Annotated in this window: 15 protein-coding genes; 8 read left to right on the top strand and 7 right to left on the bottom strand. The window is 26.3% G+C overall.

Features of this window, described 5'->3' with window-relative positions; all coding sequences use genetic code 11:
* The first annotated feature begins 374 nt into the window (after positions 1-374).
* Together znuC and znuB are read left to right on the top strand one after the other, a co-directional pair.
* Positions 375-1,091 carry a zinc ABC transporter ATP-binding protein ZnuC gene (gene znuC / locus AB4W59_RS01390; RefSeq protein ID WP_367672882.1) on the top strand — a complete coding sequence of 239 codons (717 nt, stop codon included), beginning with the start codon at positions 375-377 and terminating at the stop codon, positions 1,089-1,091.
* Positions 1,092-1,126: 35 nt separating this feature from the next.
* On the top strand, positions 1,127-1,918 hold the full coding sequence (znuB, locus tag AB4W59_RS01385) for a zinc ABC transporter permease subunit ZnuB (protein WP_367672881.1): 792 nt from the start codon (positions 1,127-1,129) through the stop codon (positions 1,916-1,918).
* 10 nt (positions 1,919-1,928) lie between these two features.
* On the opposite strand, the gene aspS is transcribed toward znuB, so the two are convergent.
* From aspS to trxB, 3 genes are all read right to left on the bottom strand, one after another.
* The gene (gene aspS / locus AB4W59_RS01380; RefSeq protein ID WP_367672880.1) at positions 1,929-3,683 is read right to left on the bottom strand and encodes an aspartate--tRNA ligase; all 1,755 of its coding nucleotides are present in this window, start codon (positions 3,681-3,683) and stop codon (positions 1,929-1,931) included.
* A 260-nt stretch (positions 3,684-3,943) separates the two neighbouring features.
* Positions 3,944-4,162: a translation initiation factor IF-1 gene (infA, locus tag AB4W59_RS01375; RefSeq protein ID WP_367672879.1), complete on the bottom strand. Its 219-nt coding sequence runs from the start codon at positions 4,160-4,162 to the stop codon at positions 3,944-3,946.
* A 120-nt stretch (positions 4,163-4,282) separates the two neighbouring features.
* On the bottom strand, positions 4,283-5,245 hold the full coding sequence (gene trxB / locus AB4W59_RS01370) for a thioredoxin-disulfide reductase (RefSeq protein ID WP_367672878.1): 963 nt from the start codon (positions 5,243-5,245) through the stop codon (positions 4,283-4,285).
* 501 nt (positions 5,246-5,746) lie between these two features.
* Between trxB and serS the strand changes: the two genes are divergently transcribed.
* From serS to tpiA, 6 genes are all read left to right on the top strand, one after another.
* Complete coding sequence (gene serS, locus AB4W59_RS01365; protein ID WP_367672877.1) at positions 5,747-7,027, top strand: serine--tRNA ligase; 1,281 nt, start codon at positions 5,747-5,749, stop codon at positions 7,025-7,027.
* A 41-nt stretch (positions 7,028-7,068) separates the two neighbouring features.
* Positions 7,069-8,154 (top strand): 3-phosphoserine/phosphohydroxythreonine transaminase, encoded by a 1,086-nt coding sequence (gene serC, locus AB4W59_RS01360; RefSeq protein WP_367672876.1) that lies wholly within the window; start codon positions 7,069-7,071, stop codon positions 8,152-8,154.
* Between the two features lie 62 nt (positions 8,155-8,216).
* Entirely contained in the window at positions 8,217-9,506 is a 1,290-nt protein-coding gene (gene aroA / locus AB4W59_RS01355) for a 3-phosphoshikimate 1-carboxyvinyltransferase (RefSeq protein ID WP_367672875.1), read from the top strand.
* Between the two features lie 61 nt (positions 9,507-9,567).
* Positions 9,568-10,242 carry a (d)CMP kinase gene (cmk, locus tag AB4W59_RS01350; protein WP_367672874.1) on the top strand — a complete coding sequence of 225 codons (675 nt, stop codon included), beginning with the start codon at positions 9,568-9,570 and terminating at the stop codon, positions 10,240-10,242.
* 120 nt (positions 10,243-10,362) lie between these two features.
* Positions 10,363-12,030 (top strand): 30S ribosomal protein S1, encoded by a 1,668-nt coding sequence (gene rpsA / locus AB4W59_RS01345; protein ID WP_367672873.1) that lies wholly within the window; start codon positions 10,363-10,365, stop codon positions 12,028-12,030.
* 403 nt (positions 12,031-12,433) lie between these two features.
* Entirely contained in the window at positions 12,434-13,198 is a 765-nt protein-coding gene (tpiA, locus tag AB4W59_RS01340) for a triose-phosphate isomerase (RefSeq protein WP_367672872.1), read from the top strand.
* 13 nt (positions 13,199-13,211) lie between these two features.
* On the opposite strand, the gene AB4W59_RS01335 is transcribed toward tpiA, so the two are convergent.
* From AB4W59_RS01335 to sucB, 4 genes are all read right to left on the bottom strand, one after another.
* Positions 13,212-13,997: an MIP/aquaporin family protein gene (locus AB4W59_RS01335; RefSeq protein WP_367672871.1), complete on the bottom strand. Its 786-nt coding sequence runs from the start codon at positions 13,995-13,997 to the stop codon at positions 13,212-13,214.
* 134 nt (positions 13,998-14,131) lie between these two features.
* Positions 14,132-15,094 (bottom strand): 6-phosphofructokinase, encoded by a 963-nt coding sequence (pfkA, locus tag AB4W59_RS01330; protein ID WP_367672869.1) that lies wholly within the window; start codon positions 15,092-15,094, stop codon positions 14,132-14,134.
* A gap of 246 nt (positions 15,095-15,340) precedes the next feature.
* The gene (gene gpmA / locus AB4W59_RS01325; protein WP_367672867.1) at positions 15,341-16,030 is read right to left on the bottom strand and encodes a 2,3-diphosphoglycerate-dependent phosphoglycerate mutase; all 690 of its coding nucleotides are present in this window, start codon (positions 16,028-16,030) and stop codon (positions 15,341-15,343) included.
* A 217-nt stretch (positions 16,031-16,247) separates the two neighbouring features.
* Entirely contained in the window at positions 16,248-17,588 is a 1,341-nt protein-coding gene (gene sucB / locus AB4W59_RS01320) for a dihydrolipoyllysine-residue succinyltransferase (RefSeq protein WP_367672865.1), read from the bottom strand.
* Positions 17,589-17,597: the final 9 nt, after the last annotated feature.

Here is a 17,597-nt window from a genome sequence, read left to right as displayed (position 1 = left end):
AGCGTTGATCTTAAGTATATCAACATTATTGTAATATTAATATTTTTTATTTCCTATACCATTTTAACAGAAGTGTATTTAATATAATCCGTATTTAAAGAAAATATTGGTTAATTATATAGTACAAATATCATTTAGCTTGTAAACTGTACAAAATTTTTTTTCATTCTTTATTTAATAATAAAAGGTAACAATCCGATTCAATTTTACCATATAATCAAAAGAATTGATTGTTACTGATTGAAAGTGATTTAACATGAGAATATTTAACATTATTTTTATACTAGATCAGCATAATATTGATGTTCATCTAGATAAATATCAATTATAATAAAGATACAAAAGTATATAAAAAATTTAAATTTACGTCACTTATGTTAGAATTTATTAAATTAAAAAAAATTTATGTTAACTTTTCTAATCGTTCTATTCTTTCCAATATATCTATGTCTTTAGTATCTAATCAGATTGTTACTTTAATTGGTCCAAATGGTGCTGGAAAATCCACATTAGTGCGTGTAATATTAGGATTAATTAAACCTAATACAGGATCAATTTTGCATTATCCAAATTTATCGATTGGTTATGTACCACAAAAATTATATTTTAATCCATTTTTACCTATGACAGTAGACAGATTTATGAGATTATCTAATAAATCTAATGATAGTGATATTCAATCCATATTAAATCGTGTAAAAGTAAGATCATTACAATTATATAAATTAGAACAATTATCTGGTGGAGAAATGCAGCGCGTTCTTTTAGCTAAAGCTCTATTAAAAAAACCAGATTTGTTAGTTTTAGATGAGCCCACGCAAGGAGTAGATGTAGCTGGTCAATTATCTTTGTATGAATTGATTAATCAAATTCGTACTGAATTAAAATGTTCTATTTTTATGGTTTCACATGATTTAAATTTAGTCATGGCTAAAACAGATGAAGTAATATGTTTAAATAATCACATTTGTTGTTTTGGTACTCCAGAAAAAGTATTTAAAAACAAAGAATTTATCTCTATTTTTGGTTCTCAACGTTCAAAGGAATTAGCTATTTATCATCATGATCATAATCATTTTCATGAATTTTAAATCAACAAATTTTTTATTATCGAGTGACATTTATTATGTTTGAGATTATTTTTCCCGGATGGTTAGCTGGTATTGTTCTAACTTTAGCAACCGGTCCTTTAGGTTCTTTCATGGTTTGGCGTCGAATGTCTGCTTTCGGTGACACTTTATCTCATTCTTCTTTACTTGGATTAGCAATATCTACTATTTTAGATTTTGACTCTTTTTATTCTATATTATTTTTTATCGGATTATTAGCAATAATAATAGCGTGGATAGAAGAAATTGTACCTTTTTCTATAGAAACTACATTAAGTATCATATCACATAGCTCTCTTTCTCTTGGTATATTTTGTGTAAGTTTAATGTCTACTACACAACCTATAGATATTAATAGCTATTTGTTTGGTGATTTGTTAGCAGTAACCACTTCTGATTTGATTACAATCTCCATTATTAGTCTAATTGTGCTCAGTATTTTAATATTTTCTTGGGAAAATCTTCTATCAGCAACAATTAATGAAGAACTAGCGAAAATAGATGGTATTAACTTATATCATGTACGTTTAAAAATTATGTTAACTAGCGCTATGACAATTGCTATTGCCATAAAATGCGTGGGTGCACTATTAGTAACTTCTTTACTGATTATTCCACCTGCAACAGCTCAACGTTTTTCTAGCTCTCCAGAAAAAATGGTTATTATTTCTATTATTATAAGTATTATTTCTGTAACAGGTGGTGTATTTTTATCTATGCTATGCAATACACCTGCAAGTCCGTCTATTGTTGTTTTTTCATCTTTTATTTGTCTTATTAGTAATATTCAAAAATATTTATATCAATAAAATATTGATGTTATTTAATAATTTTTATACCTAATTCTTTTAATATATCATGTTTTATCGTACTAGGTGAATTAGTTAAAGGACAACTAGCTGAAGTGGTTTTAGGAAATGCAATAACATCTCTAATATTTTTACTACCAGTTAATAACATAACAATTCTATCTAAACCCAATGCAATACCTGCATGTGGCGGGGCTCCATATTTTAGTGCTTCAATAAAAAAACCAAATTTTTTTAGTTGAATATTTTTTGAAATACCAATTAAATCAAAGATTTTTTCTTGTTTTTTATAGTCATATATTCTTACTGAGCCACCACCAATTTCATAGCCATTGATAACTAAATCATAACTGTCAGAAACATTTTTTTCTATTTCATTTGATGAGTCTTTTTTCTTTATTTTTTTTATAGCAGTAAAAGGATGATGCATGGAAGTAAGATTACCTTTAGCATTTTTAAAGAATAAAGGAAAATTGATAATCCATACAGGCTTCCACTCATATTCTTTAACAAGATTTAAATCGTTTCCTAACTTTATACGCAACATGCCAAGTGATTTGTTCACAATTTCTATAGTGTCCGCTATGATAAATAAAATATCTCCGTTTTTAGCATAAGTTTTTGAAGCAATTTTTTTCCACGTTTTTTCGTCTAAAATTTTTTTTATCGAAGTTTGAATGCCTTGACATCCCTTTTTAATATTATTAATTTTTATATAAAATAGTTTTTTTGCATTATATTTTTTAATATATTGAGCATAAATATCTATATTTTTTCGACTGAAAAATTTTTTTTCAGATACGCACAATAATGCAATGCGGTTATTATGATTTGGATTAATCTGAAAAAATTCTATATGGTGTTTATCAATGAAAATATCAGATATATCAATAATTTCTATAGGATTACGTAAATCAGGCTTATCACAACCATAACGCGCCATCGCTTCATGAAAAGATAAAATTGGAAACTTATTAAGTTTTACATGAATAATTTTTGACCAAATAGATTTTATTAATTTTTCTACAAAACAACGTATTTGAATAGAATTTATAAAAGAAATTTCTATATCAATTTGTGTAAATTCGGGCTGTCGATCTGATCTTAAATCTTCATCACGAAAACATTTAGCTATTTGATAATATTTATCAATACCTGAAATCATTAGTAATTGTTTAAAGAGTTGTGGAGATTGTGGTAAAGCATAGAATTGTCCCGGATAGTTACGACTAGGAACTAAATAATCTCTAGCACCTTCAGGTGTAGATTTTGTAAGAATTGGTGTTTCAATATCTAAAAAATTATTTTTCTCCATAATTTTTCGTATTAAGTGAGTCACTTCACTTCGTTTTTGAATATTTTTCAAAATATCTAATCGACGTAAATCTAAATATCTGTACTTTAAATGAATATCATTAGTATTATTCACATTACTGATGGGTATAGGTAGAGATACATTAAAAATTTTTAAATTATGCGCTAAAACCTCTATTTCACCAGTTTTTATTTTTGTATTTTTATTAATTATATCTCGTTCTTGAACACAACCTCTGATTCTAATACAGAATTCATTTTTTAAGTTTTTAGCTTGATCAAATAGACTATTATCGTGTGATTGAAAAATGACTTGAACAAGACCTGTCCAATCTCTCAGATCAACGAAAATAAATTGCCCCAGATTGCGTATTTTATGTACCCAACCGCATAAATTGACTATTTTTTTTATATGAATAATGCGAAGATGCCCACAATATTGACTGCGCATACAATTCCTATTTTTTTAATTATAATATAATGGGGAAAAATAAAAATTAGAATACAAATGTAATTTTATTAGAACGATATATGAAGATTTATTTTAGAGTGCGTCAAAACGACTATTTAAACTATCTATTTATATTATATTGGAATGCATGGATTATTTATAGTAATACATTATTTTTTAAAATATATTAATGAAATAAAAAAATTAAATTTTTTATATTTCTTGTAATATTATCACTAGAAACTTATCCAACATAATAATTATCTACTCCGAAAAATAATACGACCTTTGGTTAAATCATATGATGTTAATTCTACAGTTACTTTATCACCTGTTAATATTCTAATATAATTTTTTCTCATTTTACCTGAGATATGGGCGGTAATGATATGTTTATTTTCTAATTCTACACGAAACATGGTATTAGGTAATGTGTCTATCACTGTTCCTTGCATTTCAATATTTTCTTCTTTAGCCATACTGTTCTCTTACTTTAAAATTAAAATATGTGTTTTTCATAACATTGTAAATGTTATCGCATTATCTTATATAATACTAGTCGTTTTGACTAGTATATTATTTGTGAAAATATATTAATATTATAGATTTATAGAATTAAGATATCGTTCACTATCTAATGCAGCCATACAACCACTTGCAGAAGAAGTAATAGCTTGCCGATAAACATGATCTGTTACATCACCAGCTGCAAAAACACCAGGTATACTCGTTTGTGTATGATTGCCATGTTGACCATAAAGAATTTTAATATAATTGTCTTTCATGTCTAATTGATTGATAAAAAGACTTGTATTAGGCGTATATCCAATAGAAATAAACACACCAGAAACCATGATTTTCAATATCTTCTCATTCAAATAAGTATTTTTTTTAATTAATATACTATCAACACCAAAGGAATTTCCTAATATTTCTGAAATAGTACAATTTAAATGTAGTATTACTTTCTTTTCTTCAATCTTTTTTGTTAACCGACTAATTAAAATTTTTTCAGCTCTAAAATGATCGCGACGATGCACTAAGTGTATTTTATGTACAAAATTAGATAAGTATAACGTTTCTTCAATAGCAGTATTACCTCCTCCTACTACTGCTACTTCTTTATTTTTATAAAAAAAACCATCACATATCGCGCACGTGGAGACACCTTTACCTTTAAAAGTATGTTCTGATTCTAGTCCTAAAAAACGTGGATTAGCGCCAGTAGCAATAATTAACGCATCAGATGTATAAATATTTTTTTCACCGATCATAAAAAACGGTTTTTCTGATAATTTTACTGAAATAATATGATCAGATATAACTTTTGTATTAAATTTTAGTGCTTGTCGATGCATTCTATTTATTAAATCTGTACCAGAAACGGTATTCACATCTCCTGGCCAATTTTCAATTTCATTTGTATTCATCAATTGTCCACCTTTATTATTACCTGTAATTAAAAATGGTTTTAAATTAGCTCTTGATGAATAAATAGCAGCTGTATATCCCGCTGGTCCAGATCCTAAAATAATTATTTTATTATGTATAATTTTTTTCAATGATTTTATTGTCCTTATATTTTAGTCAATATTGCTGATATTAAAATCACTTTGTACTCTAAAGCTAGATATATTATCAAATTTTTGAGATATCTGTTATTTTTTTTGCATTACATACAGTAAATATACTGTCATAATAAGAGAATATATTCTTATTTTTATAAAAATTTTTTTATTCAGTATACTTTTATGTGACAATATTAATTATTTTGTTTTCATTAAAAAATTAATTTTTTACAAAGAAATATTTATATTTTATAAGAAATTTAGAACATGTTAATATTGTATTCTTATAATAAGATATAAAGAATATCATAAGAAAATTATGAAGTATTTTATTTTTGTATAGTGTTATTCTCATATAAAAAAACACTCTTAAAATATATAATACTAAACGATATAAAGAATGGAATAATACTATCTTTTATATTTTAATTTTTTTAAAATGTAAATTATTTATAAAAACAAAATTTTATTCATTATTAAAAGACGTAAAACATTATGTTGAATCCTGATTTATTACGATATGACTTGCATAATTTAGCTAAAAAATTATTAAAAAAAGGATTTGAGTTAGATACTCTTCAAATATCTTCGATGGAAGAAGAACGAAAAAATCTTCAAATTAAAACTGAGACTTTACAGTGTCAGCATAATATTTTATCTAATTTAGTCAAAAATGCGAAATTTCTTAAGAAAAAAGATGAATTATTAAAACAAAAAGTTATAAAATCTAATAAAAATTTACATTTATTTCAAATGAAATTAAAACGATTACAAGAAAAAATTCATAATTTTTCAATATTAATACCAAACTTTCCTTCCGAAGATATTCCTGAAGGAAAAAACTATTGTGATAATAAAATAATTAAATGTTGGGGTGAAAAAAGAAATTATAATTTTGAAATTAAGGATCACATCGAAATTGGAAAAAAATATAATGGATTAGATTGGCAATCTTCAGCTCATATATCTGGTGCACGATTTGTAGTAATGAAAGGTAATATTGCTCTTTTACATCGTGCATTAAGTCAATTTATGTTAGATTTACATACAACTAGTCATGGTTATATAGAAGTTTATGTGCCTTACTTAGTTAATAGAAATTCGTTATATGGAACAGGACAATTACCTAAATTTAGTGATGATTTATTTCATATTAAATCCTCTAATAAAGATAATTATATCTTAATTCCTACAGCAGAAGTGCCTTTAACTAATTTAGTCAGTAATCAAATAGTTAACGAAAAAGTATTACCTATTATGCTTACTGCACACACTCCTTGTTTTCGATCAGAAGCTTCTTCTTATGGTCGTGATACCAAAGGATTAATTAGACTACATCAATTTGATAAAGTAGAATTAGTGCAAATTATTCAACCAGAAAAATCAAAAAAAGCATTGGAGCAATTAACTAATCATGCAGAAAAAGTATTAAAACTTTTAGAACTACCATATAGAAAAATGCTATTATGCGCTGGAGAAATTAGTTTTGCCGCATCAAAAACTTATGATTTAGAAGTGTGGTTTCCTTCTCAAAAAAAGTATAGAGAAGTGTCTTCTTGTTCTAATATGCTCGATTTTCAAGCGCGTAGAATGAAAGCAAGATATCGAAATAATATTACAAAAAAAACTTGTTTTTTGCATACATTAAACGGTTCTGGATTAGCTGTAGGTCGAACATTAGCTGCAATATTAGAAAATTATCAATGTTCTGATGGTCGCATAGAAGTGCCAAAAATATTACAAAAATATATGCAAAATTTAAAATTTATAAATTAATAAAAATATAAAATATTTAAAAAATAAATATTGGTGAAATAATGAATGTAGTTTACAATTTTAGCGCTGGTCCAGCAATGATTCCTAAAATAGTACTTCGTCAAGCGAAAAAAGAATTACAAAATTGGAAACAATTGCGTTTATCTGTGATGGAAATTAGCCATCGTAGTAAAGACTTTATTGATATTGCAGAAGAATCGGAAAAAGACTTAAGAGATTTATTACGGATTCCAGAATCTTATAAAGTATTATTTTGTCAAGGTGGCGCTAGAGGTCAGTTTTCCGCTGTACCTATGAATTTGCTAAGCAATTCTCAGAATGTAGATTACATTAATAGTGGTTATTGGTCTCAGTGCGCAGAAATAGAAGCAAGAAAATATTGTATACCTAATAATATAAATATTAAAACAATATGTAATAATGTTGTTTCTCTCTTGCCGATGTCTCAATGGAATATAAGTAAATATGCTAAATATATTCATTATTGTCCAAATGAAACAATTGATGGTATAGCTATTTATGAAGAACCAAATGGCTTTAAAAATATTATTATTGGTGATTTTTCATCTGTACTTCTTTCTCGTGATATTAATATTGAAAATTATGATCTTATTTATGCTGGAGCTCAAAAAAACATTGGACCTGCAGGGATAACAATAATTATTATTCGAGAAAGCTTGTTAAGAAATACCACCTCTCTACCTCCTTCAATTTTAGATTATCGAATATTATCAAAATACAATTCTATGTATAATACTCCACCTACATTTTCTTGGTATTTGTCAGGTTTAGTATTTAAATGGTTAAAAAAACAAGGAGGACTCAAAAAAATAGAAAAAAAAAATGAAATAAAATCTCGTTTATTATATAAAACAATAGATAATAGTAATTTTTATACGAATAATATATCTGCAAAGAATCGATCAAAAATGAATGTTGTCTTTAACATAATAGATCCGAAATTAAATGAGATATTTTTAAAAACAGCATATGAATATGGTTTGATTGGCTTAAGAGGTCATTCTGTGGTCGGTGGTATAAGAGCATCGATCTATAATGCCATGCCATTATCAGGAGTTCGATGTTTAGTGGAATTTATGTTACATTTTCAAAATAGATATGGGTAAATAATTAATTCAATTAAAAAAATACATTTTTTATTATCATTACATAGAGTGTATAATTCATTATGGAAGAATGTTTAAAATTAAAATCCATTACTGGTGTTAATGGAACTGTGTATTTACCTGGTTCTAAAAGTATTTCTAATCGAGTATTATTAATATCTGCGATGTCTAAAGGTGTGACAGTATTAAAAAATTTATTGGATAGCGATGATGTTAAATATATGTTACTTGCTTTAAAAAATATAGGTATTCACTATTCTCTTTCAGCCGATAAACGTACTTGTCACATGCATGGTATTGGTCAAGCTTTTCAGTTATCTCAACCAATTTCATTATTTTTAGGAAATGCTGGAACTGCTATGCGGCCTTTGCTAGCAGCATTTTCTTTAAAGAAAAATAATGTTATTTTGAGTGGAGATAAAAGAATGCACGAAAGACCGATTAAACATCTTATACATGCTTTGCAACAAGGCGGTGCGGTTATAAATTATGAAAAAAAAACAGGATATCCTCCTGTTTGCATTTATGGTGGTTTTATTGGGGGGTCTATTATCTTAGATGGTAGCATCTCGAGTCAATTTTTAACAGCGTTATTAATCATTGCACCATTGGCTAAAAAAGATACTACTATATTTATCAAAGGTTCTTTAGTATCTAAACCTTATATCGATATTACTATATATTTAATGGCTATTTTTAAAATTAGTATTAAAAATGATAATTATTCTATTTTTTATATTCAAGGAAATCAACAATATCAATCACCTGGAGAATATTGGATAGAAGGAGATGCTTCTTCTGCTTCTTATTTTTTAGCGGCTGCTGCGATTAAAGGTGGTGCTGTTACAGTAAAAGGAGTGGGAAAGAAAAGCGTGCAAGGTGATATTAAATTTGCTCATGTTCTTGAAAAAATGGGAGCGCGCATTATTTGGGAAGATTATTCTATTACATGTATTCGCAATAATTTATATTCAATAGATTTGGATATGAATCATATTCCAGATGCGGCAATGACTATTGCTATAGTCGCTCTATTTTCAAAAGGTACCACAGTAATTCGTAATATATATAATTGGAGAGTAAAGGAGACTGATCGATTGTCTGCTATGGCTAATGAATTAAAAAAAATTGGTGCTATAATTCAAGAAGGAAAAGATTTTTTATCAATTTCTCCCCCAAAATCTTTTTGTTATTCAAATATTAATACTTATAATGATCATAGAATGGCTATGTGTTTTTCACTTATATCGCTATCAAATATTGGTGTTAATATATTAAATCCCAAGTGTGTTGAAAAAACTTTTCCATCTTATTTTCAAAAATTTTTATCAATTAGTACTATTAGTGATTAGATAATATTTTATAAAATATTTTTATATTTTTAAATACCTTATATTTAATTAAAAGATTATTATGATAAAATTAGCTCCTGTTATTACAATTGATGGACCAAGTGGCGTTGGAAAAAGTGCATTGTCTAAAAAAATAGCCAATAAGTTAAATTGGTCTTTATTAGAGTCAGGTTTAATTTATCGCATAATTGCTTTATTAGCTTTACAAAAAAATGTTTCTATTATTGAAAATAATATTATTCCTATTGCAAGAAAATTTGATTTTTCTTTAATTAAAAAAGCGCAATCAAAAATAACAAAATGTGAAAAAAATATTTTTTATTATCTTCACTCTCATAATATTAGTAATCTTGCTTCTCAATTATCCACTTATCCTTATATAAGAAGAATATTATTAAAAAAACAACAATCATTTCGCTGTCTTCCAGGATTAATAGCAGAAGGTCGTGATATGGGAACTGTTGTCTTTCCAGATGCGATACTGAAATTTTTTTTAAATGCTAGCTTAGAATGCCGAACTAAAAGAAGATTTTTAGAACTTAAAAAAAATGGATATAATGTAGATTATAAGCAGTTATTAAAAGAAATTCAAGATCGTGATCAGCGTGATGAAAATCGATTAATTTCTCCTTTATACCCATCAAAAAATGCTATAATATTAAATTCAACTAATATGAGTTTTTTAGAAGTTGTTAACATTTCTATGATATATATACTCAAAAAAATAAAAATATAGAATTTTTATTTTTTTAATATTACGCCCTATAATAGGGATTATTATCAGGCATATTAAAACAACCTCATTTTGCATGAAGCTAAAATAGATGTTACATAAAAGTTTCTTGAAATTATTAATATGAATGAATCTTTTGCTCAATTGTTTGAACAATCTCTAAAAGAGATTAAAACTCGACCAGGATCTATTATTCGTGGAGTCATTGTTTCAATAGAAAAAGATATAGTTTTAGTAGACGCAGGCTTAAAATCTGAATCTTCTATTCCTATTGAACAATTTAAGAATTCTCAAGGATTATTAGATATTAAGGTAGGTGATGAAATTGATGTAGCTTTAGATGCGATAGAAGATGGTTTCGGTGAAACTATATTATCGCGTGAAAAAGCCAAACGTCATGAAGCATGGTTGGTATTAGAAGATGCACACAAAAAAGAAGAAACAGTAATTGGGATAATCAATGGTAAAGTCAAAGGAGGATTTACTGTTGAATTAAATGATATACGTGCTTTTTTACCTGGTTCTTTAGTTGATATTCGACCTATTCGAGAGACAATACATTTAGAAGGAAAAGAATTAGAATTTAAAGTTATCAAATTAGATCAAAAACGTAATAATGTTGTTGTATCTCGAAGAGCGGTAATTGAATCAGAAAACAGTGCTGAAAGAGATCAATTACTAGAAAATTTACAAGAAGGAATTCATGTTAAGGGTATTGTTAAAAATTTAACAGATTATGGCGCATTTGTAGATTTAGGGGGAGTAGATGGATTATTACATATTACAGATATGGCTTGGAAACGAGTAAAACATCCAAGTGAAATTGTAAATGTGGGCGATGAAATCAATGTTAAAATTTTAAAATTTGATCGAGAAAGAACAAGAGTATCTTTAGGATTAAAACAATTAGGTGAAGATCCATGGATAGCTATTTCTAAACGCTATCCAGAATGTACTAAATTAAGTGGACGTGTAACTAATTTGACAGATTACGGCTGTTTTGTAGAGATTGAAGAGGGAGTAGAAGGATTAGTTCATGTATCTGAAATGGATTGGACTAATAAAAATATTCATCCATCTAAAGTAGTGAGCGTTAATGATAAAGTAGAGGTAATGGTTTTAGATATTGATGAGGATCGTCGTCGTATTTCGCTTGGTTTAAAACAATGTAAAATAAATCCATGGCAACAATTTTCTGAAACACATAACAAAGGTGTGCATGTTTCTGGAAAAATTAAGTCTATTACAGACTTTGGTATTTTTATAGGTTTAAATGGCGGAATAGATGGATTGGTCCACTTATCTGATATTTCCTGGAGTCGTCCTGGTGAGGAAGCTGTAAGACAATATAAAAAGGGTGATGAAATATCAGCTGTTGTTTTACAAGTTGATGCAGAAAGAGAGCGAATTTCATTAGGAATAAAACAATTAGAAGATGATCCTCTAAATGAATATATAACTATTTTAAATAAATCATTAATTATTCCCGCTAAAGTGAAATCTTTTGATAGTAAAAGTGCAATAGTAGAATTGTCGGAAAATGTTGAAGGACATATGAGATTTTCTGATATTACGCATATAGATGTTAATAATTTTATACAAAAAATAAAAATTAATGATAAAATTTTAGTTAAAATAATAAATATCGATCGTAAAAACAGAATAATTTATGTAAATCTTCATTGGATTGAAGAAAATCTTAAAGAGGATTTAACGTGTCAAAAAAATTCTGATGACAATTTTTCTAGCGCTATGGCAGATGCTTTTAAAGCAGCTAAAAATACTGAATAACACTTTTAAAAAATATTTTTTGAAAAATAAAATTTATAACATTTTGATAAGGTGCTAATTGCGTGATAGCATTATTAAAAAAAATTATATTTCAGAAATAATAAAAATATGCATATATTAATTTTTTATAATATGTCAAAATGAAAATAAAAATATTCAAGAGTTTTATTTTATCAAAATTATTTTTTTTATTTGCATTTTAAGAAAGTATATTCATAGAGAAATGTAGCAGAAAATATATATATTAGATTAAAAAATACTTAGCAATCCAATAATCAATATGAATAGAAAGTATATTTCAGTATAGCATAATAGAAACTAAGTTTTCATATAATGAAATTATAAACAAACTTAGTTTCTAAAAAATATATTTTAAAATAAAAATGTATATTCTAGAGGTAATATGAAACAATTTTTAATCGTTGCTAATTGGAAACTTAATCAAAAAAAAATAATAATTTCTAAATTTTTAATGCAATTACAAGCGTATTTATCATGTCATATTGAAAAAAATATTATTGTTATCGCCCCTGCATTTGTATATTTAGATAGATTATGTAAAAATATTGTTCATAAAAATTTATTTGTTTCAGCACAAAATATAGATGTCAATTTAAGCGGTTCATTTACTGGAGAAGTATCTATATTAATGTTGAAAGATATTGGTGTTAAATATGTTATTTTAGGGCATTCTGAAAGGCGTATTTTTCATTATGAAAATAATGATATTATTGCAAAAAAATTTTATTTAGCTAAAAGCCACAATTTAATTCCTATTTTATGTATAGGAGAAACAAAAGAAGAAAAAAAATTAAAAAAAACATATGAAATACTTAAAAATCAAATCAATTGTATATTTAATATTTGTGGAAAAAGTGCTTTTAGAAATACGGTTATAGCATATGAACCTATTTGGGCAATTGGAACCGGTCAATCAGCTGATGCAGAAAAGGTTCAAATAATACATCAATTTATTAAAAATTATATTGCAGAACATGACAGTGTTAGTATAGATAGTCTTATTATTCAATACGGAGGTTCTATTAGTTCTTTAAATGCTAAACCATTTCTTGAACAGCCGGATATAAGTGGTTTATTAATTGGAAATGCATCATTAGAATATAAAGAATTTTTAAAAATTATAAAGATAGCTCATAAAATATATTAATAATTTAATATTTTTAATTTTTTATTATTAATTTTTTATATAACCACCCACCAATATTAATTCCGATGATAGGACCTAACAAAGGAATAAAAAAATATGGTATATTAGTACCACCAGTAAAAGATAAAGAACCCCATCCGATAAAACTTAAAAATACTCTTGGTCCAATATCTCTAGCTGGATTTAGAGTAATATTATAGTAAGAACCAATAGATATATTGATAAAAAAAATTAATATCCCTACTAAAATTGGAGATAAATACGAATAAGTTAAAAGATATTTTTTTTTATGACGTAATAACATTATTACTATCATAAAAATAATAGATGTCATCACTTCTGCAATAAAATCATATAAAAATAGAGTATTTATTTTTGGGTATACACAAAAAATAGATGCTAGATCAAGACTTTCTTGAGTACCTCGTACGATTTTATGTGTTCGCTCAAATACTATTAAAATATTACGATAAATACAATATATAATCATTGTAAAAAAAAATGATCCTAATATTTGAGAAAAAATATACGGTAATACTTTTTTTTTATTAAATTCAGATATAGACCATAAAAAAATAGTAATAGCTGGATTTAAATGCGCGCCAGATATAAATAAACTAGAATAAATAGATATTGATACTCCAATACTCCAGATAATACTAATATCTAAATAATTAATATTATAATTACTGAGTTTAGATAATACTGTAGCATTTAATCCAAATAGTATAATTAATCCTGTTCCAAAAAATTCAGCTAGGCATTGTTTGATTATATTATTTTTATTATAAATATTCATTATTTTAATACTCGTTATGATTTTATATGCTTTATATATAATAATTATATTTGTATCATATAAAAAATCATCAATGAAAATATTTGCAATAAAAAATGACCTTAGAGCGCCGGAAAACCGGCACAAATGTTATATTAATATAACTTTTTTGCAGTAATTAACCAATCTTGTTTAAAAATACGTTTCATATTTTGTAAAGCATCAGCAATATCATGAAAAACCATTTTTTCATTTTGAATGCCTACACATTTACCCTTATGACCTTGCAGTAACAATTCAACAGAATATGCACCCATACGCGAAGCTAAAATACGATCATATACTACTGGTGCACCACCTCTCTGAATATGACCAAGAATAGTAGCTCTTGTTTCTCGATGAGTTTCTTTTTCGATGTATTTTGCTAATTTTTCGACATTACAAATATATTCTGTTATTGCAACAATTGCATGTTTTTTCCCTTTTTCTATTCCAGCTTTAATCTCCTTTACTAAATCTTCTTTAATATATTTTACCTCTGGAAGAACAATAAATTCGCATCCACCAGCAATAGCTGCAGCTAATGTTAAATCTCCACAATATCTTCCCATAACCTCTACAATAGAGATACGCTGATGGGAAGAAGAAGTATCTCGCAGTCTATCAATAGCTTCTACAACTGTTTCTAATGCTGTAAAGTAACCTATTGTATAATCCGTGCCTGCAACATCATTATCTATAGTACCAGGAATACTTATGCATGGCAGACCTATTTGAGTTAATTTTTGCGCGCCAATATAAGACCCATCACCACCAATAATAACTAAAGCATCAATTTGTCTTTGTTTTGCATTTCTTACAGCAATAGCTCGTATTTCATCTTTATAAAAATTAGAAAATCGTGCTGATCCCAAAAATGTTCCACCTCGATTGATTACATCTGATACGCTATATCGATCTAATTTTATCATACGATTTTCGTATAAACCTAAATATCCGTCATAAATACCAAAAACTTCTAATTTTTCACTTAACGCAGTTCTTACTACCCCCCGAATGGCAGCATTCATACCTGGAGCATCTCCGCCGCTAGTTAATACTCCAATTTTTTTAATCACATGAACCTCTATTAATTATTTCATTTTTTATATAGTATAATAAAAAACTTTTAAAAATATAAATATATATATATATATAAATATAAAAATTATTTTAAATATAGTATTATCATTTGATTTTTAAAACTTTTGATAATGTTAAAAATAAAACATTTCGCATTAAAATTTTTTATTTTTTTAATTATGAATGTTTATAATATTTATTTTTAATAAAATATTTATGCATAGAGGAATGTCATTAAATATTTATTGTAAAAAATAGTATTTTTGAGCTATCCATTGTTTATCAAATTCCAATATAATTGGTATGGCAGTAGGAATGTTTAATTCTGAAATATGATTAATGTCTATTTTTTTTAAATACTGTATTAATGCGCGCAAAGAATTTCCATGTGCTACTACAATAATTTTTTTGTTTTTTTTAAGATTTGGTAGTATATTTTTTTTCCAATAAGGAACTACTCTATTAACTGTTAATTCTAAACTTTCTCCTAATGGAATATCTTTAATATCTACATTGGAATAACGTCTATCATTACCCGGAAAGCGTATATCTGATATTTTAATTTGTGGTGGAATAGCATCAAAACTTCTTCTCCAAGCTACTACAGTTTTTTCTCCATATTTTAATAAAGTTTCGTGTTTATTTAATCCCTCTAATGCGCCATAGTGTCTTTCATTTAAGCGCCATGTTTTTTTTACAGGTAACCAGGGCTGTTGTAAATCATTCATAATACTCCATAAAGTATTTATTGCTCTTTTTAATACAGAAGTATGAGCCTCATCAAAATAAAAATTTTCTTTTTTTAATAATTTAGCAGCTAATTTAGCTTCTCTCCCGCCATTTTCTGTTAGATCAACATCGTGCCATCCAGTAAATTGATTTAATTTGTTCCATGTACTTTCTCCATGCCTAATTAAAACGATTTTATTCATTATTCTTTTCTCAATTATATTCTATATAGTGTTCGGAAGAAAATTATATATTGTTTTTTATAATAGAACTATAATTATTTAAAATATCAGCAATATATGTTTTATATTTATTAAATTTATAACAATAGAGTTAAATAAAAAAATTTTTTCATAAAAGCACAGTACTTAATTGAGTCACACTGTACTTTTAAAGATATTCATAGAAATTAATATATTTTTATGTATGAATCAAAATACTGGTAAAATCTTCTAATATGTTTTTAATAGTTAATAAAAAACTAACAGATTCTTTTCCATCTATTAAACGATGATCATAAGAAAGCGCTAAATACATCATTGGGAGTATTTTTATTTTTCCATCGATAGCCATCGGACGATCTTTGATCAGATGTATTCCTAATATAGCTGTCTGAGGGGGGTTAATAATAGGTGTAGACATCAGAGAGCCAAATACACCACCGTTAGTGATGGTAAAATTACCCCCTATTAATTCCTGTATAGTAATTTTATTTTGAATACCTTTTAAAGAAAATTCTTTTATTTTTTTTTCAATATCAGACATAGACATAGTATCAGCATTTCTTAATACTGGTGTGATTAATCCTCTTGGTGTAGAAATCGCTATGCTAATATCAAAATTTTTATAATAAATTATATCATCTTTATCAATAGATGCATTAATTGCTGGAAATTTTTTTAAGGCTTCCACGACTGCTTTTACATAAAATGACATAAAACCAATTCTTATACCATATGTTTGTTCAAAATTTTTATTATATTTTTTTCGTAATAGTATAATAGGCTCCATATTAACTTCATTAAAAGTAGTTAACATGGCTGTATTATTTTTAGTTTGGAGTAATCGTTCTGCTATTCTTTGACGTAATCTAGTCATTTTTACACGTTTTTTTATATCTATATCATTTTTATCTATATCATTTTTATCTATATCATTTTTATCTATATCATTTTTATCTATATCATTTTTATCTATATCATTTTTATCTATATCATTTTTATCTATATCATTTTTATCTATATCATTTTTATTGAAAAAAATATTATGCGTTTTATCTAGTATTTTATTTTTATTTTTTTTATCTATATAATCAATAATTATTTTGCGTAAAATAATATTTGAATTTTTAGATGATTTAATAATATCAGGATTACTTTGATATATTTTTATCAAGCGTCTAATAGATGGTGAAAAAAATTTAAATAAATCATTTGCATCATCTTTTATGTTATCTTTTTCTGGTGTAGAAAAAATTTTCTTTGATGAAAAATTATTGCTAGTTATTTCTTGATGAGATTCCGATTTAATAATCTGACCTAATATTTGCTGTGACTGAACAATATTACTTTCTTTTTCTATAATATTACTTAATATCCCATCACATGGAGAAGAAATTTCTAACATTACTTTATCTGTTTCAATATCTACTAAATTTTCTTCATAAATAACTGTATCTCCTTCTTTTTTATACCATTTTATAACAGTAGCATCAGTAATCGATTCTGGTAGATCGGGAACAATGATATTATTTTTTGTCATTTTTTATCC

Source organism: Buchnera aphidicola (Cavariella theobaldi) (assembly GCF_964059165.1).
GTDB lineage: Bacteria > Pseudomonadota > Gammaproteobacteria > Enterobacterales > Enterobacteriaceae > Buchnera > Buchnera aphidicola_BO.
The sequence above is the reverse complement of the archived record's forward strand: the minus strand, read 5'-3'. Positions and strand labels throughout refer to the sequence as shown.